Here is a 20,143-nt window from a genome sequence, read left to right on the forward strand (position 1 = left end):
TCACTCACGCGCCGCGCCGGCGCCGGCGCGGGCCGCACGGCCGCCGCGGCGACCGCCGGCAGCGGGGGCCGAAGCGGCAGCAGCCGTCGCGCCGCCCTCGGCCGGCTTGTGGTCGCGGTAGGTCATGATCCAGTTCGTGCAGTTCGGGTCGGTGCCGTTCAGCACGTTCGCGGCGCGCACGGCCTCCATTTCCTGCGGGCGGCAGGGGTTCATGATGGCCGACGTCATGCCGGCGCCGATGACCATGGGGATGAAGCCGGCATTGATGCCGTGCCGGTGCGGCAGGCCGAAGGAGATGTTGGAGAGCCCGCAGGTCGTGTTGACCTTCAGCTCCTCGCGCAGGCGCCGGAGCAGCGTGAAGACCTGCCGGCCGGCGTCGCCCAGCGCCCCGATCGGCATGACGAGCGGGTCGACCACGACGTCCTCCGGCTTGATGCCGTGGTCCATGGCGCGCTCGACGATCTTCTTGGCGACGGCGAAGCGCACGTCCGGGTCCATCGAGATGCCGGTCTCGTCGTTGGAGATGGCGACGACCGGCACGTCGTACTTCTTGACGAGCGGCAGGATGGCTTCGAGCTTTTCCTCCTCGCCCGTGACGGAGTTGACCAGCGGGCGGCCCTTGGCGACCTTGAGGCCGGCCTCGATGGCGGCCGTCACGGAACTGTCGATGGCGAGCGGGATGTCGACGAGGCCCTGGACGATCTCCAGCGTCTGGACGAGCAGGCCCGGTTCGGTCTCGTTCGGGTTGACGGAGGTGACGCCGGCGTTGATGTCGAGCATCGTGGCGCCCGCGGCGACCTGTTCCAGCGCGTCCTTGATGACGGTCTCGAAATTGCCTTCGATCATCTCGGCGGCCAGCTTCTTGCGGCCGGTCGGGTTGATGCGTTCGCCGATGACGCAGAAGGGCTGGTCGAAACCGATGACGATTTCGCGGGTGGCCGAGGCGACGATGGTACGTGTCATGTAAGGTCCTCTGGAGCGGGGCGCTGGATCAGGTCTAGAGCGTGATTTTCAGTGTTGCAATGCTGGCGGCGGCTGGAGTGGAGACCCCTCATCCGGCCCTTCGGGCCCCTTCTCCCCGAGGGGAGAAAGTGGGACGGAGACGTCTCGTTTTCCTCCCTTCTCCCGGCGGGGAGAAAGTGCCGGCAGGCGGATGAGGGGGTATCTCCAATATGTATTTTCCGATCAATGGGGTTGGTGGGCGGCTTTTTCGGCCATCTGCTGCTGGTCCTGTTCCTGGCCGCTGCGCGCCATCTCGATGCGCTCGGCGACGAGCTGGTCGACCGGGTTCGGCTCGCGCTTCCAGGGCTTGCGGCCCTTCAGCACGCCGGATTCGTGCACGATCTCCGCGACATATTCCTCCTGGCGGTAGGCCATGACGTGGACGCCGGAAACGCCTTCGATCTCCTTCACCTCGTTGATGATGTCGATGCAGAGCTGCTTGCCTTCCTTCTTCTGGTCCTCGGCGCCTTCGAGCCGCTTGATGACCGCGTCCGGGATGTGGATGCCCGGCACGTTGGAGCGGATCCACTTCGCCGTCTTGGCCGAGGCCATCGGGCCGACGCCGACGAGGATGTAGCACTTCTCATGGAGGCCGAGGTCGCGCACCTTCTTCATGTATTCGCGGAACATCGGCACGTCGAAGCAATACTGGCTCTGCACGAACTGCGCGCCGGCCTCGATCTTCTTGGCGAGGCGGTAGGGGCGGAAATCGTAGGGCGGCGCGAAGGGGTTGATCGCCGCGCCGAGGAAGACCTTCGGCGGCGTCGTCAGCTTGCGGCCGGAGAGGAACTTGGCGTTGTCGCGCATGATGCGCACGGTTTCGAGCAGCGACATGCAGTCGAGGTCGAAGACCGGCTTTGCGCCCGGCTGGTCGCCGGCCTGCACGCCGTCGCCGGTCAGGCACATGATGTTGCACACGCCCATGGCCGCCGCGCCCAGCACGTCGCCCTGGATGGCGATGCGGTTCTTGTCGCGGCAGGCGATCTGCATGATCGGCGCGTAGCCCATGCGGGTCAGAAGCGCGCAGATGCCGACGGAGGACATGTGGCAGTTGGCGCCGGAGGCATCGACCGCGTTGATGCCGTCCACCCAGCCGTCGAAGACCGCGGCCCGCTCGTAGACGTCTTCGGGGTTCGCGCTGTCCGGCGGGTTGAGCTCGGCAGTGACGGCGAACTCGCCGCGCCGCAGCACGCGCTCAAGGCGCCCGAGCGAGGAATGGCCGGGCAGGGGATCGAGCGGCAGGTGAGGGCCGAGCGGGTTCTCGTCGATATGCGCCATGGCTCAGGCGTCCTTTCCGGCGACGGCTGCCGCGGCCGCTTCCTTCGCTGCGGCGGCTTCGGCCGTCACGCGCAGCCAGGAGGAGGTTTCGCGCAGCGACTGGTTCACCGGCTTCTGCACGTTCATGATGGCGTCTCCCTTCACCATGTTCCGGGAACCCTTCCAGGCCTGGACCCAGACGCAGGGCATGTCCGGCTCCACCTCGCAATTGCCGTTGGCGCGGACGCCGCCGCAGGGGCCGTTGCGAAGCTGCTTGGGACAGTTCATCGGGCAGGACATGCCCGTGGACGACAGCGCGCACTGGCCGCACATGCGACAGTCGAAGAGGAACCCCTTCACATGGCGCTCGACGAAGGTGATCGGCCGTTCCACGCGCTCGTAGCCGAGGAACTTCCAGACGGGATGCAAAAGCAGGAAGCCCTGGGCGAAGCGGTTGTAGAACCACTCGAAGAAGCGCGAATGGCGCACCGCCCACAGGCGGATCGTGTATTTGTGGCGGGCGCGGCGGCTCGGCGAGACGCCGGCCGGCGTATAGGCGCCGGTCGCGGCCTTCTTCGCCGGGGCGGCGTTGCCGGGTTTCGGATCAGCCATTCTCGTGGCCTCCAGCCTTGACGAGGGCGACGAGCCGTTCACGGTCATAGGCGGCCTCGAGCTCGGCGGCGGCCTTGTCGGCTTCCGCCTCCAGGTCGTCGGAGACCGGAACGGGATCGGCCTTGCGCCATTCGGCGAGATAGTCGTCCGTCTCGGCGGCGCCGGTGCGCATGGCGCACATGTCGATCGCCTCGGTGAAGCGCAGCGACAGCTCCCGCTTGGCGCTCGTGCGGCCCTTCTTGATGATGACCTGGGCGGGGATGTCGCGCCAGTAGACGATGATGCGGTCTGCCATGTCGAAAATTCTCCAAGAGCGTTTCATGCAAACGCTCTTCCTCTCTCTTCGCAATTCCGGACGGAAAAACCGTGGCACACTTTCCTGGAATTGCTTTAGCGCTGACAATGCGTTCTGGCTGCGTCGCGGGCTTCACTCGCCACGACTGCCCCATGCTCAAAAACGACGCGGGATTCGACTGCGGGGAAGATTTACCAGATGCCGCGGGTCACGCCGTTCCAGAGCCAGGTCCAGATCGGCGGATGATACCATTGCCGCGAGGGCGCCGCTATTTTCAAAGGCTTGAGACGGCCGGAGACCGCATCGCCGAGCGCCTGGACGACGATGCCGGTGGAGGCCGCCGTCTGGAGCAGCGGATAGGTGTGCATCGTGTCGCGTTTGGAAGGTTTGAGCCTGTGCTGATAGAGCACGCCGCCGGTGTCCACCCCCGCATCGACGAGATGCACGGTCGCCCCGAAATTCTCCTCGTCGGACAGGATGCGGGACCAGTAGCCGCCCTGCAGGCCGCGGTATTGCGGGTTGATGCCGGCATGGAAGTTGAGGACGGGGCAGGGCATGGCGGAGAGCGTTTCCGCCTTCAGCATGCGGCAGCTGACGAGAAGCAGCGCCGCCGGGCGGATCTCGTCGAGCGCGGCCAGAAGGTCCGGGCTGTTGGCGGAGGGAACGGCGATGCGGCGGATCGCCGGGTCGCGAACGGGGTTTGCGCCGAATTCCTCGAGGATTTCCCGAGCGCGCGCGGCGGTGAAGCGCTTGCCGTATTTCGAGACCACCATGGTCGCAAGCTGGCCGAGCGCCTGCACCCAGCCGAGCTTTTTCGCGCGCCGCCGGATGAAGAGCGCTTTCGATTCGGGCTGCTCCTCGATCACGACGAGGTTCGGGAACGCGGCCTTGACGGCATTGACGACGATCTCGGGGTTCTGGCCGGGCTGGATGAGGATGGCGATTGTCGGGGGCGTCATCAGTGGCCTTTGCGTTCGTCCTTGCCCCTCATCCGGCTGCCGCCACTTCTCCCCGCCGGCGGGGAGAGGGTTGGGGTAAGGGGCTTCTCGATTCGCAATGTTGCCCGGAAGCGCTTATCGCCGTCTTAAGGCGAGACCGAAATAGATAGCCGCTTCCTATCGCGCCTTCAGCAATTCGCCCGTCAGGTCGCCGTAGCCGGTGAAGCGGTATTCGTAGGCAAGGCCCAGATAGTCCGCCGCTTCCTTCGCTTTATGCTGCAAGGCTTCGTCCTCCACCTGCGAGAGGTAGACGAGCTTGGTGTAGTTGCCGAAATACATGTCCTTCAGCTGCGGATGGCGGTCGAGGCCGAGCGGCTCGATGACGAAGGCGCGGAACTGCCGGGCGAGGAAGTCGGTGAGGAAGAAGGAGGTCACGTCGTCGTCCTTCGCCGCGAAGGCCTCGTTCCCGGCGAAGAAGGAATAACAGTGCGGGCCTGCGATGCGCTCGACCCCCTCGCGCTCGCAGACGCGGTCGAGCAGGCCGCCGGTGCCGCAATCGGCATAGCCGACGAAGATGCGCGAAAAGCCTTCCGCGCGCGCTTCGGCGATCGCCTTTTCCACGCCGGGGGCGATCTTTTCGGGATGGGCGTGCCAGATGGCGGGAAGACAGAGGAGGTCGATATGGTCAAGCCCGTTCGCCTGCCGGATGGCAAGGACCTCGCGGGCGATCGCGCCGCATGCGATCACGCGAACTTTTTCCGCGTTCGTGCGTTCACCGGTCAGACTTCCGAGCTGAAGTTCTGCGTCAACCACATCCATGTAGAGGGACTCCGACCATGACTGCGACACATCTGACCAAGATCAGCATCGTTCTCGCCGCGCTTCTCGCGCTCAGCGCCTGCGGCAACACCATTCGCGGCATGGGACGGGATACGGCCAATGCCGTGGATGCGACGCAGGACGCCGGCCGAAGCGTTGAACGAGCCGCAAACTAAAGATCGCAACCGGACGGCGCCGATTCAAGGCCGGCGCCGTTCGAAATCGTGGGTTCAGCCGGCAAGCATGTTGTGCTTGCGCTTCATGAACTCCTTGGCCGTCTCCACCGCGACGGCCGCGTCGCGGCAGTAGGCGTCCGCACCGACGGCCTTGCCGAACTCCTCGTTGAGCGGCGCGCCGCCGACGAGAACGACGTAGTCGTCGCGCAGGCCCTTTTCCTTCATCGTGTCGATGACGACCTTCATGTAGGGCATTGTGGTCGTCAGCAGGGCGGACATGCCGAGGATGTCCGGCTGCTCGCGTTCGAGCGCTTCGAGGTAGTTCTCGACCGGGTTGTTGATGCCGAGGTCGACGACGTCGAAGCCGGCGCCCTCCATCATCATGCCGACGAGGTTCTTGCCGATGTCGTGGATGTCGCCCTTGACGGTGCCGATGACCATCTTGCCGAGCTTCGGCGCGCCGGTTTCGGCAAGCAGCGGGCGAAGGATCGCCATGCCGGCCTTCATCGCGTTGGCCGAAAGCAGGACCTCCGGCACGAAGAGGATGCCGTCGCGGAAGTCGACGCCGACGATGCGCATGCCTTCGACGAGCGCCTGGGTGAGGATGTCGTAAGGCGTCCAGCCGCGCTCGAGCAGGATGTTCGTGCCCTCCTCGATCTCTTCCTTGAGGCCGTCGTAGAGGTCGTCGTGCATCTGCTGCACAAGCTCTTCGTCGGAGAGATCGGCGAGAATGATTTCGTCGTCAGACATGGTGGTTCCTCGGCTCCATTGGCGCTGCGCTCGGCAGGTTCGCTCTACAAGGAATAGCCTTCCTCTTGCGCGAACCTGATTTTGAAAGCGACGTCGCATACAGTGAAAAGCGACCCGCCCGGCGCTTGTTCCCTCCATAGCCCGTAAAGCCGTGAATTGACAGCGCAAACAAGACAATGGCGCTACGATCGCCGTCGCAATCCCGCTATAGTCCCGCCGGGCCGGTATCCAGCGTGCGCCACCGCTTGGCGCATTGAGAACCGCCCCGCCCCGGCGGCTTGCTAGCATAGATGAGAGGCGTCCCTGCGGCGCGGGAATAACAAGGAAAGACGGATCATGAGCGAGGACATTCAGCAGGTGGCAAGCGAGGGCGGCGGTCGCCGCTCGCGTGAGGGGCGCGGCGCCGCCGCGCGGCGCGCATCGCGCACGGGGGGCGGTCCGGGCCCGTCGCTGCCCTACATCACCCGCAAGATCAAGGAATACGAGGTCCTCGACGAGGAAGGCCTGACGCTGATCGAGGCGAATGCCGACCGCGTGCTGGAGGAGATCGGCATCGAATTCCGCGAGGATCCGGAAGCGCTGAAGCTCTGGAAGGAGGCCGGCGCCGACGTCAGGGGCGAGCGCGTGCACTTCCCCAAGGGCCTCTGCCGCGCGCTCCTGAAGACCGCGCCCTCCGACTTCACCTGGCATGCCCGCAACGGCGAGCGCAGCGCCCATATCGGCGGCAAGGCCACCGTCTTCGCCCCGGTCTACGGCCCGCCCTTCGTGCGCGACCTCGAGGGCAACCGCCGCTATGCGACGATCGAGGACTTCCGCAACTTCGTGAAGCTCGCCTACATGGCGCCGTCCATGCATTCCTCCGGCGGTACGGTCTGCGAGCCGGTGGACGTTCCGGTGAACAAGCGCCACCTGGACATGGTCTACAGCCACATCAAGTATTCCGACAAGCCGTTCATGGGCTCCGTCACCGCGCCGGAGCGGGCGGAAGACACGATCGCCATGGCCAAGCTCGTCTTCGGCGAGGATTTCGTCGAGAACAACACGGTGACGCTCAACCTCATCAACGCCAACTCGCCGATGGTCTTCGACGAGACCATGGTGGGCGCGCTGAAGGTCTATGCCCGCCACAACCAGGCCTGCGTCGTCTCGCCCTTCATCCTGTCGGGCGCCATGAGCCCGGTCACGGTCGCCGGCACGCTGACGCAGATCCTCGCCGAGGTGCTCGCCGGCGCCTCCTTCACCCAGCTCATCCGCAAGGGCGCGCCGGTGCTGTTCGGCACCTTCGCCGCCTCGATCTCCATGCAGTCGGGCGCGCCGACCTTCGGTTCGCCCGAGCCTTCGCTCGTCTCCTACGGCGCCGCCCAACTCGCCCGGCGCCTCGGCCTGCCGTTCCGTACCGGCGGCTCGCTCTGCGGCTCGAAGGTCCCGGACGCCCAGGCGGCGCACGAATCGGCCAACACGCTCAACATGACGCTGCTCGCCGGCACGAACTTCGTGCTGCACGCGGCCGGCTGGCTGGAAGGCGGCCTCGTCGCCTCCTACGAGAAGTTCATGATCGACCAGGACCAGCTCGGCATGCAGCAGAAGTTCGCCGAGGGCGTGGACCTTTCGGAGAACGCGCAGGCGCTCGATGCCATCCGCGAGGTCGGCCCCGGCAGCCACTATCTCGGCTGCGCCCATACCCAGGCCAACTTCCAGACGGCCTTCTACCGCTCGGCGCTCGCCGACAACAACTCGTTCGAGCAGTGGGAGATCGAAGGCCAGAAGCGCATCGAGGAGCGCGCCAACGCACTCTGCCGCACCTGGCTGGAAAGCTACGAGGCGCCCTATCTCGACCCGGCGATCGACGATGCGCTCATCGAGTATGTCGCCAAGCGCAAGGAATCGATGCCCGACGCGTTCACCTGAAAGGGTCCCGATCGCGCCAGGGAGCAAGGCGGAGCGGCGAAGGTGGCAGACATGATCCAGAAGGAAGTCTGGCGCCCGCACTACGAACTCAAAGGGGACGTGACCCGGTGAGGGCGCGTCGCCCCGATCTCGAAACCATCCGTGCGGCTCTTGGGCCGCACGGTCTTTTTTTGCGCGGCTTCGTCAATTTCAGGGAAGGCGAGGCCGCCCCGCAACTGGCGGACGGCCGTCCTGCCGCCAGCGTCCTGCTCGTCGGCAATGTCGGCAGCTCCATCTGGCCGGCCTTTTCCCGCTGGCGCGAGGCGCGGCCCGACCGCGGCGGCGGCGATCCGCTCGACACCTGGTCGAAGGCGGTCATCCGCAAGGTCGCGGCTTCGGCGGGCGCCGCCGCCTGGTTCCCCTCCGATCCGCCCTGGCAGCCGTTCCAGCAGTGGGCGATGCGCGCCGAAGGGCTGAAGGCCTCGCCGCTCGGCATCCTCGTCCATCCCGTCTACGGCCTCTGGCACGGTTATCGCGGCGCCCTCGGCTTTGCGGAGAGGATCGACGCGCCGATCCCTCAAGCGGAACCGCACCCCTGCGATCACTGTCCCGACAAGCCTTGTCTGACGACCTGTCCGGCCGCGGCGGTGCGCATGGAGACCTTCGACGTCGCCGCCTGCCGCACCCACCTTCGCACGCCCGAAGGGCAGGGCGGCTGCGTAGCCTCCGGCTGTCTCGCCCGCGCCGCCTGTCCCGTCGGCGCCGCCTACCGCTACAACGACGCCCAGCTGCGCTTCCACATGGCCGCGCTGTCGTTTTGATTGCCGGCCTGCCATGCCCATGTTAGGTTACATGTAATCGGAGGCCGAGCCATGGCGCGTTCGCCAGCAGAAAATCGCCGTCGGGTGGAAGAGCACCGCACACGCCTGCGCAAGCAGGGCCTGCGGCCGATTCAGCTCTGGGTGCCGGACATGCGTTTGGACACGTTCATGGAGGAAGCGCGCCGGCAGGCGAAGGCGGCGCGGCAAAGCGGCTTTGCCGAAGGCGATCAAGCCTTTGTCGACAGCATGTCCGCGTTCTCCGACGAATGAGGCGCGGGGAGGTCTGGACCGTCTCGGATGGCGGCGACTATGGCGGCAAGCCACGCCCTGTCGTCATCGTGCAGGACGATGCTTTCGATGCGCTCGCGTCCGTCACCGTCTGCCCCTTCACCAGCGATCCCGCCGATCTGCCGCTGTTTCGCGTCAAGGTATCGCCGGAGCCCGGCAACGGATTGAAGCTGGAAAGCCGCATTATGGCCGACAAGATCACGACAGTGCACAAGTCTAAGCTTGGCATGCGGGTCGGAATGCTCTCGGGAGAGGATATGCGGCGCCTCGGCCAAGCTCTCGTTGTCTTCATCGGACTTGCCCGCTGACGGGAGGCCGGAGTTTGCCGTGCTGCGCTATCCGCTGTTGCTTTCGCTGTTTTTCTCCTTTCAGGGGCCTGCCATGGCCGAACCGCCGAAATGCGCCGGGATCGAGCATCTTTCCGGCCGCTACACCGTCTGCACCTTCGACCCGGCGAGGGACACGATCCGGCTTTTCGGCGCGGCGACGCTGGGCAAGGGCGGGGCGACATACGGCCGGCTCAACACGCATCTCCTGCGCAACGGGCAGCATGTGAGCTTCGCCATGAACGGCGGCATGTACCATCCGGACTACGGGCCCGTGGGGCTGCTGGTGGAGCATGGCCGGGCGACGGGCGCGCTCAACCGCGGCGATGCGTTCGGCAATTTCTTCATGAAGCCGAACGGCGTGTTCTGGGTGGGAGACGGCAAGGCGGGTGTGATGGAGACGGAAGCCTTCGCGAAGGCCGGCCTTTCGCCGCGCGAGGCGACGCAGTCCGGGCCGATGCTGGTCATCGACGGAAGGATCCATCCGCGGTTCCTGCCGGATGCCACGAGCCTGCAGATCCGCAACGGTGTCGGCGTCCTGCCGGACGGGCGCGTCGTCTTCGCGATCTCCAACGATCCGGTGCGCTTCCATGACTTCGCGACGCTCTTCCGCGACCGGCTCGGCTGCCGGAACGCGCTCTTCCTCGACGGCAGCATTTCCAGCCTCTATTCCCCGGAAATCCGCCGCCACGATCGCGATGCGCTCATGGGCACGATCATCGCCGTCGTGAAAGATCTGCCCTGGTGAGAAAAAAATCCGTCCGCCGCCCAAGGATTGCCGTCCGCCGGACGTCTCACAGGATAGTGCACGCAATCGGGATGGGCCCGTGGAAACAGAACTCGTCGAAAAGGCGGCGATGGGCGACAGGCAGGCTTTCGCCGCGCTCGTCGAAAGCCGCTATGATTTCATCCATGCCGTCGCCTGGCGATGGTGCGGCGACCGGCAGGACGCCGAGGACGTGGCGCAGGAGGTGTGCATGCGCCTCGCCGGCGCCATCCGCGGCTTCAAGGGGGCGAGCCGCTTCGGCACCTGGCTCTATACGGTGACGCTGAACGCGGCGCGCGACCAGATGCGCAAGCGGCGCAGGGCCGAATGGCGCGAGGCCGCATATCTTCGCGAGCAGGCGGTGATGGAGGGCGGTGCCGACGAGGACGGCAGCGAGGAGCTTTGGCAGGCCGTGCGCCAGCTTCCCGACAAGCAGCGCGACGCCGTGCTGCTCATCTACGGCGAGGGTCTCAGCCACGCCGCTGCCGCCGAGGTGCTCGGCTGCGCCGAAACGACGATTTCCTGGCATGTGCACGAGGCCCGCAAGCGCCTGAAGGTGCTGCTGCGCGACGCCGCCGCGTGACGGAAGGACAGACGATGACCGATCTCGACCTCGACAAACTCGCCCGCCGCAAGCCGCCGGCCCCGGATTCGTCCGCCCGTGCGAAAACGCTCGCCGCCGCCATGCAGGCTTTCGACGATGCGGAAAAAATATCGGACGCCTCCCAAGGATCGACCAGCGGCGGGCGTCGAAGCTCCATCTTCAACCGGATATGGAGCCCCGTCATGAACCGCAGATTTCTCGCCGGCTCGGCCCTTGCCACGCTTCTCGTCGTGCCCGTCGCCGGCCTCGTCACCTATCAACTGGTGAGCGGCACGGTGCCGCTGACGTCCGGGACGGAGATCGCGGCCGGGCCCGAGCAGGACCAGCGCGCCCGCAAGCCGGAGGCGGAGAAGGCCAAGGCCGAGGCGGACGCCGCCGCAAGGACTGCCGCCGATACGGCGCAGGCCACCAACACGCAGGCCGTGGAGCCGGCACCGCTTGCCGAAAGCCGCGAGGAGGAGGCCGCTGCCGCCGTGCCGGAATCGCTTGCGGTCGGCGGTGCCGCCAGCACGCAGACGCTGACGCGCATGGCCACCCGGCCGTCCGGCACGGCGGACAGCATCGCCATGCCCGTGCCGGCCGAGGACCGCGAACGCTTCGCCTCGGCCGATCCGAACCCGGTGAAGAGCGTTGCGACCGATCCGGTCTCGACCTTCTCGGCGGATGTCGACACGGCTTCCTATTCCTACGTGCGCCGCTCGCTGCTCGGCGGCAGCCTGCCGGACCCGGATGCCGTGCGCGTCGAGGAACTGGTGAACTACTTCCCCTACGACTGGAAGGGGCCGGAAACGGCGGAGAAGCCGTTCAACGCCACCGTCACCGTCATGCCGACGCCGTGGAACAAGGGCACGCAGCTTCTCCATGTCGGCATCAAGGGGTTCGAGACGGTGCCGGCGGCGCAGCCCGCCGCCAACCTCGTCTTCCTCATCGACGTCTCCGGCTCGATGAATGCGGCGGACAAGCTGCCGCTGCTCAAGAGCGCCTTCCGCCTGCTCGTCGGCAAGCTGAAGGATACGGACACGGTCTCGATCGTCACCTATGCCGGCAATGCCGGCGTGGTGCTGGAGCCGACGGCGGTGAAGGAGCGGGACAAGATCCTCTCCGCCATCGACGGCCTCCAGCCGGGCGGCTCGACGGCCGGCGCGGAAGGGATCGAGACGGCCTACCGGCTGGCCGAGAAGGCGTTCAGGAAGGACGGCGTCAACCGCGTCATGCTGGCGACGGACGGCGATTTCAACGTCGGCCCGGCGAGCGATGCGGAGCTGAAGCGCATCATCGAGGAGCGCCGCAGGAGCGGCATCTTCCTTTCCGTGCTCGGCTTCGGCCGCGGCAACTACAATGACGGCATGATGCAGACGCTGGCGCAGAACGGCAACGGCACGGCCGCCTATATCGACACGCTCGCCGAAGCGCAGAAGACGCTGGTGGAGGAGGCGGGGTCCTCGCTCTTCCCGATCGCCAAGGATGTCAAGTTCCAGATCGAGTTCAATCCGGCGCGCATCGCCGAATACCGCCTGATCGGCTACGAGACCCGCCTGCTCAACCGCGAGGACTTCAACAACGACAAGGTGGATGCGGGCGACATCGGCTCCGGCCATCGCGTCACCGCCATCTACGAGGTGACGCCGAAGGGGAGCCCCGCCATGCTGAACGATCCGCTGCGCTACGGCAAGGAGGAAACGGCGGCGGCGCCGGCCGCGGGCGGCGACGAACTTGCCTTCCTGAAGATGCGCTGGAAGAAGCCGGACAGCGACACGAGCGAGCTTTCCACCGTGCCGGTGACCGACGCCGACGCGGTAGCCGACGTGAATGCGGCGTCCGCCGACATCCGCTTCTCCGTCGCCGTCGCCGCCTTCGGGCAGAAGCTGAATGGCGTGACGGCGCTCGAGGACTATGCCTACGGCTCGATCCTCGGCCTGGCGGAAGCCGCAAAGGGCAACGACCCGTTCGGCTACCGGGGAGAGTTCGTGAAGCTCGTCCAGCTCGCCGGCGGCCTTGCCGGCGAGAAGGCGGAGTAGGGCGACCGCCCCTCATCGGCCTGCCGGCCACCTTCTCCCGCAAGCGGGGAGAAGGAACTATGCGGCGGGCTTTTCCTCGGTCCCTTGCGCATTGTCTGAAGAAAACGGCGTCCCGTGTCCTTCGCCCCGCAACCGGAAAGAAGGAGGCGGCAGCCGGATGAGGGGCGCGGTCCAGCGCCTTTCCTTCCTTCGGGGAAGAGGTTCGCAGCGCGGCGCACTCCCTTCGATCAGATTCAGACCGGCATCGCGCAGCAGCCGCCTGTCCTTTCGTGCCACGAGCAGCCGCAAGGCCTTCCGTTCCGCCTGCCGCTGGCTATAGGACGTCCACATTCCAAGAAGCTTTTCCCAGATCGTCATGCCCGTCGCCTTCCATTTCCTGGAGACAGCCAAGCAAAGCTGTAGACATTTCACAAACGAATAGCGATGATGGCTGGTATCAGATAAAGCGATGGCGTCATGTATCCACCTCTCGAAAGCGACCTGCTCAGGATTTTCGTTGCCGTCTCCCACGCCGGCAACGTCACCCATGCCGCCGAAAGGCTCGGGCGGACGCAATCGGCGGTCAGCATGCAGGTGCGCAAGCTGGAGGCATCCGTGGGCGCGACTCTCTTCGAACGGGGCCCGCGCGGCGTGGCGCTGACGATGGAAGGCAAGCGCCTGCTGCCCTATGCGCGGCGCATCGTCGGCCTTGTCGACGAGACGACGGCGGCGATGCGCACGGCGCCGCTCGACGGGCCGGTGCGGGTCGGCATCCCGGAGGAGTACAACCGGACGGTCCTGCCCGGCGCCCTTGCCGCCTTCGCGGAGATCCATCCCAATATCGAGGTGACGGTGCTGTGCGGATATAGCGCGCAGCAGCTCGGTGCCCTGGAGGCGGACGAGCTCGACCTTGCCGTCATCTTCGACTGGTGCGATGGGATTTCCGGCGAGCTTCTGGCGATCGACCCGACCGTCTGGGTCACCTCCGTCGCGCACAACCGGCATCTGGAGCAGCCCGTGCCTGTCGCCGTCTACTGGCGGTCGAGCTGGTGCCGGGACTTTGCATTACGCTCGCTGGAGCGGCATACGATCGCCCATCGCATCGCCTATACCTGCGATACGAGCGGGGGCCTGCGTTCCGCCGTTGCGAGCGGGCTTGCCATCGCGCCGCTCTCGCGCAGCAACATCCCGCCCGGCGCGCGCGAGCTCACCGCGGCGGATGGCTTTCCGCCGATCGATTCCTCGCGCGTCATCCTCAAGCGGAATCCGCGCCGCGGCGGGCCGGCGATCGACGGCATGGCGGACGTGATCCGCAAATCCTTCGGGCCGCTGAAGACCGCGGCGGATCAGGCTTTCGGATAGGCGCGTTCGAGCCCGCCCGAGCGGGTGAGACCGGCGCGGAAGGCGGCATGGGCGGCATGCTGGCTGGAGCGGGCGATCTCCATCAGACGGATCTGCAGGCGCGCGGGCGCAGCTTCGCCCAGCCATTCGCCGAGCTTTTCCAGCTTCAGCGAATTGAGGAAGCGGGCACCGGCGGCACGGTCGAGGTGAAGGGCGAGCCCCTCCAGCAGGTTCTCGTCCTGCTGCGGGTTTTCCATCAGCAGGCGCAGATAGGCCTGGTCGCCTTCGCCCAGCGCGCCGAACTTGTCGGCCACGGTCTCCCGGTCCGGAAAGGCTGCAAGGTCGGCGCTCATGATCATCCCCCGGTGAATCGTCCCGCTTCTGGATAGGACGACGAAAAAGGGGCTGCAAGCCCTGCCGCAAGCTATTTCCGGCCGAGAATGTCGGTCGCCCTGTGATCGTCCTCGACGCCGTCGATCAGCAGCACGTCGCCTTCCGAATTCCTCGTGCGCAGCGGCAGGATCGCCTGGTAGGCTGGCGAGGCGTACCAGGCTTCGGCGGCCTTGCGGTCGGGAAAGGACAAGAGGATGACGTCGCCGGCGAACGTGCCCTCGAGCACGCGCTTGTTGCCGTCGCCGTGCAGCACGAACTTTCCGCCGAAGGGCATAAGCGTGGCGTCGATGGCCTCCAGATAAGCGACGATGTCCGGCCCCATCGTGACGCTGCGAAGATGGGCGAGAGCGTAGGTTTTCATCGGGTTTCTCCTGCGAAGGTTTTCTTCGACGGGAAACCTACGGCCTTGCCGGCGGCAGATCGATTACCTTGCAGGTAATGCCGGCAGCTACGCCGGCCTGCCTTCGGGCGGGCGTCAGCCCCGGCGCCGGCCGCTGCGTTCGCGGGCCGGCTGGGCGGCGCCTTCATTGGCGGTCTTGTTGCGCAGCGGGCCGATCTTCTCGATGATCGTTTCGAGCGTCGGGCGCTCGCGCGGCTCGTGCGCATCGAGCGCCGTGCGCATGGCGGCGAGGTGCTCGCAGGAGGTGCCGCAGCAGCCGCCGATGATGCGCGCGCCGGCATCGCGGGCAAGGCGCGCATATTCGGCCATCAGCGGGGGCGTGCCGGAGTAGTGGATTTCCGCCCCGCGGTATTCCGGGATGCCGCAGTTGCCCTTGACGACGACCGTCGCGGACGGGTCGGCGTCCGTCATGTCGAGCAGGGACGAGAGGATGTCGGACGCGCCGACGCCGCAGTTCGCGCCCACCGCGACCGGGCCGGTGCCGATGTCGCCGGCGACGGCGTGGATGTCCTTCGGATGCAGTCCCATCATGGTCTTGCCGGCGGTATCGAAAGAGCCGGTGTAGACGAAGGGCATGCCGACCTTGGTGGCGGCTTCGGCCGCGGCGCGGATTTCCTCCGGCGAGGACATGGTCTCGATCCAGGCGACGTCCGCACCGCCGGCCTTCAGGCCCTCGATCTGCTCGGCGAAGGCGGCCACGGCGTCGTCATAGGTGAGGGCGCCGAGCGGCACGAGCAGTTCGCCCGTCGGGCCGACGGAGCCGGCGACGATGACCTTGCGCGGCGCCTTGTCGGCGACGGCGCGGGCGATTTCGGCCGCCTTCCTGTTGAGGTCGAAGACGCGGTCCTGGGCATGGTGCAGCTTCAGGCGGTGGCGCGTGCCGCCGAACGTGTTGGTGAGGATAATGTCCGCGCCGGCGTCCACGAAGTCCTGGTGCAGCTTCGTGATGTTTTCCGGCCTGGCTTCGTTCCACAGCTCCGGCGCTTCCCCGGCCTCAAGGCCCATGGCGAAGAGCGAGGTCCCCGTGGCGCCGTCGGCAAGCAGGAAGGGCTTTTCGGCAAGAAGCTGGGCAAGCGGGTTCGTCGCGGTCATCGGCATATCCTTCTGTTTGCCACATCATATAAAGATTTCTTTATGTGATTGCAACGATGCTGTGGCCCAAAGGGAAAGGGCGCCCGGAAGGCGCCCTTCGTTTGCGGCGGAGCGCCTTCAGGCCACTTTGGCCTCGTGGCTCGTCGGGGTCACCATGGCGGTGATGATGGCGCTGAGGCTGATCGCGCCGATCGGCCTGCCTGCCTCGTCGACGACATGGGCGAGCGTCTGATTGGCGGCGGTCATGGCGCGGGCGGCCTTTTCGAGGACGGTGCCCTTGGCGATGGGCATTCCCTCCGGATTGCCCGAGAGCGGCGCCATGATCGTCTCGACATTGACGACGCGGCCGCGGTTTACTTCCTTGACGAAGGCCGTGATGTACTCGTCCGCCGGGTTGAGCACGATGTCCTGGCCGGTGCCCTGCTGCACGACCATGCCGTCGCGCAGGATCGCGATCTTGTCGCCGAGGCGCAGCGCCTCGTCGAGGTCGTGCGTGATGAAGACGACCGTCTTCTTGAGCTCCTTCTGGAGATCGAGAAGCACCGTCTGCATGTCGACGCGGATGAGCGGGTCGAGCGCCGAATAGGCTTCGTCCATCAGCAGGATGTCGGCGTCGTTGGTCAGCGCGCGGGCGAGGCCGACGCGCTGCTGCATGCCGCCGGAAAGCTGGTTCGGATAATGGTTCTCGAACCCTTCGAGGCCGACGCGGGCGATCCACTGCTTTGCGCGCTTTTCGCGCTCGGCAGCCGGGACGCCCTGGATTTCCAGGCCGTAGACGGTGTTTTCCAGGACCGTGCGATGCGGCAGCAGCGCGAACTTCTGGAACACCATCGCCGTCTTGTGGCGGCGGAATTCCCTGAGATCGTTCTCGTTCATGCGACACACGTCGACACCGTCGTAGAGCACCTCGCCGGCGGTCGGGTCGATCAGCCGGTTGATGTGGCGGATCAGCGTCGACTTGCCGGAGCCGGACAGGCCCATCACCACCATGATGCCGCCCGCCGGCATGGAGATGTTGATGTCGCTGAGGCCGAGCACGTGGCCGTACTTCTGGTTCAGCTCCGCCTTGCCCATGCCGTTCTTGACGGCATCGACGTAATCGGCGCCGCGGGGGCCGAAGATCTTATAGAGATTGCGGACCTCGATTGCATGACTAACCATGAATTACCTCCGAATGCTTCTGCAGCCGCCTGCCGTATGCCTGGCTCGTGCGGTCGAAAATGATGGCGATGGCCACGAGCGCGAACCCGTTGAGGAACCCGACCGTGAAGAACTGGTTGTTGATGGCCTGGAGCACGTTCTTGCCGAGCCCGCCGACGCCGACCATCGAGGCGACGACGACCATGGCGAGCGACATCATGATGGTCTGGTTGATGCCGGCCATGATGGTGGGCAAGGCAAGCGGCATCTGCACGTTCTTGAGCTTCTGCCAGCCGGAGGAGCCGAAGGCGTCCGCCGCCTCCAGCACCTCCTTGTCGACGAGCCGGATGCCGAGGTTGGTGAGGCGGATCATCGGCGGGACGGCATAGATGACGACCGCGATGAGGCCCGGCACCTTGCCGATGCCGAAGATCATGACGACGGGGATGAGGTAGACGAAGCTCGGCATCGTCTGCATCACGTCGAGGATCGGGTTGACGAGGGCCTGCACCCGGTCGGAGCGGGCCATGAGGATGCCGATCGGAATGCCGATCACGATGGCGATCAGGGTACAGACCGTCACCATGGCGAGCGTCACCATCGTGTCGTTCCAAAGACCGAGCAGGCCGATCGCGAGCATCGAGGCGGCGGTGCCGATGGTGATCTTGATGTTGCGGCTGCCGAAATAGACGATGGCCAGCATGGCGATCAGGATGATCGGCCAGGGCGAACTGACGAACAGGCGTTCGAGATAGTTCAGGAACCACTGCAACGGCTGCACCATCGCATCGATGGCATTCACATAACTTCTGACGAGGCCCTTGAAGCCGTCGTCGATGGTCTTCCTCGCTGCACGGATGCTGGCGTCACTGAAGGCTGGAAATCTGCAAAGAAAGCCTGGCAACAAATCGCATAGGCCTGCCATCCTTTTCCCCTCTTTCTACCGGAAGTTATTGTTTCGCGCCGCAATGAAACTATGTTGCATTGCAGGCGAAACGGCGCACACAGGGATATTCTTGTTCTCGGTTCCCGGCTTGCAGCCCGTCATTGCACGAACTGCCGCTTGATATTGTGCTGTTTGCGACTTCTTCAGTTTCCTGGACGGGCGTCGGCGGATTGCCAAAGCCCCGGTTCAGGTCGCGTCGCGGGCCGGCAGCCGGGGAGGGCTGCCGGCGCCATGCGTTCAAAGGGCGGCCTTGACCTTTTCCGCGACCTCCGGAGCGACCCATTTGCTCCACATGTCCGGATAGGTTTCGAGGAAGTGCTTTGCGGCGTCCTCGTTCGTGCCCTGGTTCTCCTCCATCCAGGCGAGCACCTTGCCGACCGTGCCGTTGTCCCACTGGCGCGTCTTCATGTAGTCCATGGTGACGCCGGCCTTTTCGGAGAAGGCCTTGGTCACGACGGTGAAGACGTCCGAGACCGGATAGGAGTTGACCTTGGGGTCCGGGCAGTCCGGCACGGCCGTGCAGGCGTCCCAGTCGGCCTTGTTGTGCTCGACGCCGAAGGAGAGCTTCGTCATCTCGTACTTGCCGAGGATGGCCGTCGGCGCCCAGTAGTAGCCGAGCCAGCCGCTCTTCTTCTCGAAGGCATTGGCGATCGATCCGTCGAGGCCCGCGGCCGAGCCCGTGTCGACGAGCACGAAGCCGGACTTGTCCGCCTCGAGCGCGCGGTAGAGGTTGTCCGTCGAAACCTGGCAGTTCCAGCCGGACGGGCAGTTGTGGACGGCGCCCTTGGACGGGTCTTCCGGCGCGGGGAAGAGTTCCGGATGCTTCAGTGCGTCCTGCACGGTCTTGATGTCCGGATGCTCGTCCGCGAGGAACTTCGGGATCCACCAGCCTTCGACCCCGCCTTCCGAAAGGAGAGGGGCAAGCTGGATCAGGCGGCCCTCGGCGATGGCCGCGTCGAGCGGCGTGCGCACGGCGTTCACCCACATTTCGGGCGCGACGTCCGGCTCGCCCTTCTCGTTCATGGAGGTGAAGGTGGGCATGGTATCGCCGGTCACCAGCGTGACGGTGCAGCCGTAGCCGTTTTCAAGGATGATCTTGTCGACATGCGCGGCGACGCCTGCCGAAGCCCAGTTCATTTCGGCGATCGAGACGTCGCCGCATTCTGCCTGGGCAGAACCGGCAAAGCCGTAGAGGCCGGCAGCGAGGAAAGCGGAAGCGAGGAGCTTCTTCATACGGTAAAGACCTCCCAGTCTTGAGATGCAGCGTTCAACCCGGAAGGCAGCGCAGGTTACTGCGTTATCCCGACTGCCCGAAAGTTTTGCGACAGCCATGGAGGTTCGATGCCAGGTGAGGCGAGCCAATCCCCCTGCTGCAACGACGCCGAGCGGTTTTTCTGTTTCGCCGGCGGAACCCTGTCACCGGTGATGTATCTTCGTGCGTCACGGCAGCAAGCCTACGGGTTCTCATAGAGAAATCAACCTCCTGCGCGGCCGGAGTGCGCTGGCGGGGCTTTTCCCGGCGGGCGGAGTGCTGAAAATCCGGCATGCATGCAGTGGAAAAAATGGGCGTTTGCCCGCACCGGGGCAAATGTCCGCGGCCCCGCATCCGCGGGAATCCGGCATGGTCGTTGAAAGGGGACAAATCCTGTCCCGAATGCGCCGCTTCGGCGCACAAAAAAATATTTCACGATCTTTCAAAAAAAATCGCGATTCACCTTTGCTTAAGGTCCCGATAACGGTCCGGTAAGGATGTGCGGCTATTGGTTTTGTCACGGCGGGGGACACCGCCGCCCGCTCCGGAAAGGTATTGCGTACCGGGGTGCCTGGGCGCCGACGCGTTTTGTCGGAAGCCGCCATGCGTATCTTGGCAAGCCGCGCATTCCCGCGAGGAATGCGCGGCTTTCGCCGTTTCAGGCGCCGGGCAAGCCATAAAAAACGCCGCCTCCCGGAGAGAGGCGACGTTGCATGCGAGCGGACCTGACGTCGCGCCCGAAAGATCAGCCGATGTTGCGCGTGCGGATGAAGCCGAGCGGGCCGAGCGGCGCGTCCATGACGACGTTGCGCTCGCGGGACTGGCTCCTGGGGGCTTCGCCGTTCCAGGCGATCTGAACGAAGTTCGGCTTGCTGAAGATGTACAGCATGTCTTTGGTCCTTGAAACCCGAAGCCACTTGCCTCGGCTGTGCGATGAGACCGATATAGGCGCGATCACGGCGCAAACCATGGCCGTTCACGGCGTGGAATGTCGCAAAATGAACAGCGGAGCAGCCATGCCCGAATTGCATGGCCCTGTGT

General features: G+C 65.5%; 24 protein-coding genes. 9 read left to right on the plus strand and 15 right to left on the minus strand.

Annotation, left to right across the window (positions count from 1 at the left end):
- The 6 genes from ACIIOY_RS21020 to ACIIOY_RS21045 all read right to left on the minus strand — a co-directional run bounded on the left by ACIIOY_RS21020 (window position 1) and on the right by ACIIOY_RS21045 (window position 4,923).
- Window positions 1–963, minus strand: coding sequence for a methyltetrahydrofolate cobalamin methyltransferase (locus tag ACIIOY_RS21020; RefSeq protein ID WP_411036629.1), 963 nt, complete (start codon window positions 961–963; stop codon window positions 1–3).
- 222 nt (window positions 964–1,185) lie between these two features.
- On the minus strand, window positions 1,186–2,280 hold the full coding sequence (locus ACIIOY_RS21025; RefSeq protein WP_411036630.1) for a methylenetetrahydrofolate reductase: 1,095 nt from the start codon (window positions 2,278–2,280) through the stop codon (window positions 1,186–1,188).
- Window positions 2,281–2,283: 3 nt separating this feature from the next.
- The gene (locus ACIIOY_RS21030; protein WP_411036631.1) at window positions 2,284–2,871 is read right to left on the minus strand and encodes a methylenetetrahydrofolate reductase C-terminal domain-containing protein; all 588 of its coding nucleotides are present in this window, start codon (window positions 2,869–2,871) and stop codon (window positions 2,284–2,286) included.
- Window positions 2,864–3,166, minus strand: coding sequence for a virulence factor (locus ACIIOY_RS21035; protein ID WP_411036632.1), 303 nt, complete (start codon window positions 3,164–3,166; stop codon window positions 2,864–2,866). The genes ACIIOY_RS21030 and ACIIOY_RS21035 overlap by 8 nt, the downstream gene beginning before the upstream one ends.
- Window positions 3,167–3,357: 191 nt before the next feature.
- The gene (locus ACIIOY_RS21040; protein ID WP_411036633.1) at window positions 3,358–4,125 is read right to left on the minus strand and encodes a formyl transferase; all 768 of its coding nucleotides are present in this window, start codon (window positions 4,123–4,125) and stop codon (window positions 3,358–3,360) included.
- Window positions 4,126–4,281: 156 nt separating this feature from the next.
- The gene (locus ACIIOY_RS21045; protein WP_411036634.1) at window positions 4,282–4,923 is read right to left on the minus strand and encodes a DUF1638 domain-containing protein; all 642 of its coding nucleotides are present in this window, start codon (window positions 4,921–4,923) and stop codon (window positions 4,282–4,284) included.
- Window positions 4,924–4,940: 17 nt separating this feature from the next.
- Here ACIIOY_RS21045 and ACIIOY_RS21050 point away from each other — a divergent pair, with 17 nt between their 5' ends.
- Window positions 4,941–5,099 carry an entericidin domain-containing protein gene (locus tag ACIIOY_RS21050; protein WP_411036635.1) on the plus strand — a complete coding sequence of 53 codons (159 nt, stop codon included), beginning with the start codon at window positions 4,941–4,943 and terminating at the stop codon, window positions 5,097–5,099.
- Between the two features lie 54 nt (window positions 5,100–5,153).
- Here the strand turns inward: ACIIOY_RS21050 and ACIIOY_RS21055 are convergent, their stop codons facing one another.
- Entirely contained in the window at window positions 5,154–5,849 is a 696-nt protein-coding gene (locus tag ACIIOY_RS21055; protein WP_411036636.1) for a corrinoid protein, read from the minus strand.
- 336 nt (window positions 5,850–6,185) lie between these two features.
- Here ACIIOY_RS21055 and ACIIOY_RS21060 point away from each other — a divergent pair, with 336 nt between their 5' ends.
- The 7 genes from ACIIOY_RS21060 to ACIIOY_RS21090 all read left to right on the plus strand — a co-directional run bounded on the left by ACIIOY_RS21060 (window position 6,186) and on the right by ACIIOY_RS21090 (window position 12,559).
- Window positions 6,186–7,757 (plus strand): trimethylamine methyltransferase family protein, encoded by a 1,572-nt coding sequence (locus ACIIOY_RS21060; protein ID WP_411036637.1) that lies wholly within the window; start codon window positions 6,186–6,188, stop codon window positions 7,755–7,757.
- A 107-nt stretch (window positions 7,758–7,864) separates the two neighbouring features.
- Complete coding sequence (locus ACIIOY_RS21065) at window positions 7,865–8,557, plus strand: ferredoxin family protein (RefSeq protein ID WP_411036638.1); 693 nt, start codon at window positions 7,865–7,867, stop codon at window positions 8,555–8,557.
- 51 nt (window positions 8,558–8,608) lie between these two features.
- Complete coding sequence (locus tag ACIIOY_RS21070) at window positions 8,609–8,827, plus strand: antitoxin MazE family protein (RefSeq protein WP_411036639.1); 219 nt, start codon at window positions 8,609–8,611, stop codon at window positions 8,825–8,827.
- Window positions 8,824–9,153, plus strand: coding sequence for a type II toxin-antitoxin system PemK/MazF family toxin (locus ACIIOY_RS21075; protein ID WP_411036640.1), 330 nt, complete (start codon window positions 8,824–8,826; stop codon window positions 9,151–9,153). The genes ACIIOY_RS21070 and ACIIOY_RS21075 overlap by 4 nt, the downstream gene beginning before the upstream one ends.
- 73 nt (window positions 9,154–9,226) lie before the next feature.
- Complete coding sequence (locus ACIIOY_RS21080; RefSeq protein ID WP_411036641.1) at window positions 9,227–9,919, plus strand: phosphodiester glycosidase family protein; 693 nt, start codon at window positions 9,227–9,229, stop codon at window positions 9,917–9,919.
- Between the two features lie 79 nt (window positions 9,920–9,998).
- On the plus strand, window positions 9,999–10,520 hold the full coding sequence (locus ACIIOY_RS21085) for an RNA polymerase sigma factor (RefSeq protein ID WP_411036642.1): 522 nt from the start codon (window positions 9,999–10,001) through the stop codon (window positions 10,518–10,520).
- Window positions 10,521–10,534: 14 nt separating this feature from the next.
- Window positions 10,535–12,559 (plus strand): vWA domain-containing protein, encoded by a 2,025-nt coding sequence (locus tag ACIIOY_RS21090; RefSeq protein WP_411036643.1) that lies wholly within the window; start codon window positions 10,535–10,537, stop codon window positions 12,557–12,559.
- A 57-nt stretch (window positions 12,560–12,616) separates the two neighbouring features.
- Here ACIIOY_RS21090 and ACIIOY_RS21095 read toward each other — a convergent pair whose 3' ends face one another.
- Complete coding sequence (locus tag ACIIOY_RS21095) at window positions 12,617–12,916, minus strand: hypothetical protein (protein ID WP_411036644.1); 300 nt, start codon at window positions 12,914–12,916, stop codon at window positions 12,617–12,619.
- A 99-nt stretch (window positions 12,917–13,015) separates the two neighbouring features.
- On the opposite strand from ACIIOY_RS21095, the gene ACIIOY_RS21100 reads away from it, so the two are divergent.
- Window positions 13,016–13,900, plus strand: a complete 885-nt coding sequence (locus tag ACIIOY_RS21100; protein ID WP_411036645.1) for a LysR family transcriptional regulator — start codon at window positions 13,016–13,018, stop codon at window positions 13,898–13,900.
- Here ACIIOY_RS21100 and ACIIOY_RS21105 read toward each other — a convergent pair.
- From ACIIOY_RS21105 to ACIIOY_RS21135, 7 genes are all read right to left on the minus strand, one after another.
- On the minus strand, window positions 13,885–14,232 hold the full coding sequence (locus ACIIOY_RS21105) for a hypothetical protein (RefSeq protein WP_411036646.1): 348 nt from the start codon (window positions 14,230–14,232) through the stop codon (window positions 13,885–13,887). The two genes, ACIIOY_RS21100 and ACIIOY_RS21105, sit on opposite strands and share 16 nt — an antisense overlap.
- Window positions 14,233–14,303: 71 nt before the next feature.
- Window positions 14,304–14,633: a DUF1330 domain-containing protein gene (locus ACIIOY_RS21110; protein ID WP_411036647.1), complete on the minus strand. Its 330-nt coding sequence runs from the start codon at window positions 14,631–14,633 to the stop codon at window positions 14,304–14,306.
- 114 nt (window positions 14,634–14,747) lie between these two features.
- Entirely contained in the window at window positions 14,748–15,764 is a 1,017-nt protein-coding gene (gene bmt, locus ACIIOY_RS21115) for a betaine--homocysteine S-methyltransferase (RefSeq protein WP_411036648.1), read from the minus strand.
- A 117-nt stretch (window positions 15,765–15,881) separates the two neighbouring features.
- On the minus strand, window positions 15,882–16,925 hold the full coding sequence (locus tag ACIIOY_RS21120) for a quaternary amine ABC transporter ATP-binding protein (protein ID WP_411036649.1): 1,044 nt from the start codon (window positions 16,923–16,925) through the stop codon (window positions 15,882–15,884).
- On the minus strand, window positions 16,918–17,829 hold the full coding sequence (locus ACIIOY_RS21125) for an ABC transporter permease (RefSeq protein ID WP_411036650.1): 912 nt from the start codon (window positions 17,827–17,829) through the stop codon (window positions 16,918–16,920). The genes ACIIOY_RS21120 and ACIIOY_RS21125 overlap by 8 nt, the downstream gene beginning before the upstream one ends.
- A 258-nt stretch (window positions 17,830–18,087) precedes the next feature.
- Window positions 18,088–19,083, minus strand: coding sequence for an ABC transporter substrate-binding protein (locus ACIIOY_RS21130; RefSeq protein WP_411036651.1), 996 nt, complete (start codon window positions 19,081–19,083; stop codon window positions 18,088–18,090).
- A gap of 764 nt (window positions 19,084–19,847) precedes the next feature.
- Window positions 19,848–19,991, minus strand: coding sequence for a hypothetical protein (locus ACIIOY_RS21135; RefSeq protein ID WP_411036652.1), 144 nt, complete (start codon window positions 19,989–19,991; stop codon window positions 19,848–19,850).
- Window positions 19,992–20,143: the final 152 nt, after the last annotated feature.

The organism is Shinella agrisoli (assembly GCF_046557955.1).
Lineage (GTDB): Bacteria > Pseudomonadota > Alphaproteobacteria > Rhizobiales > Rhizobiaceae > Shinella.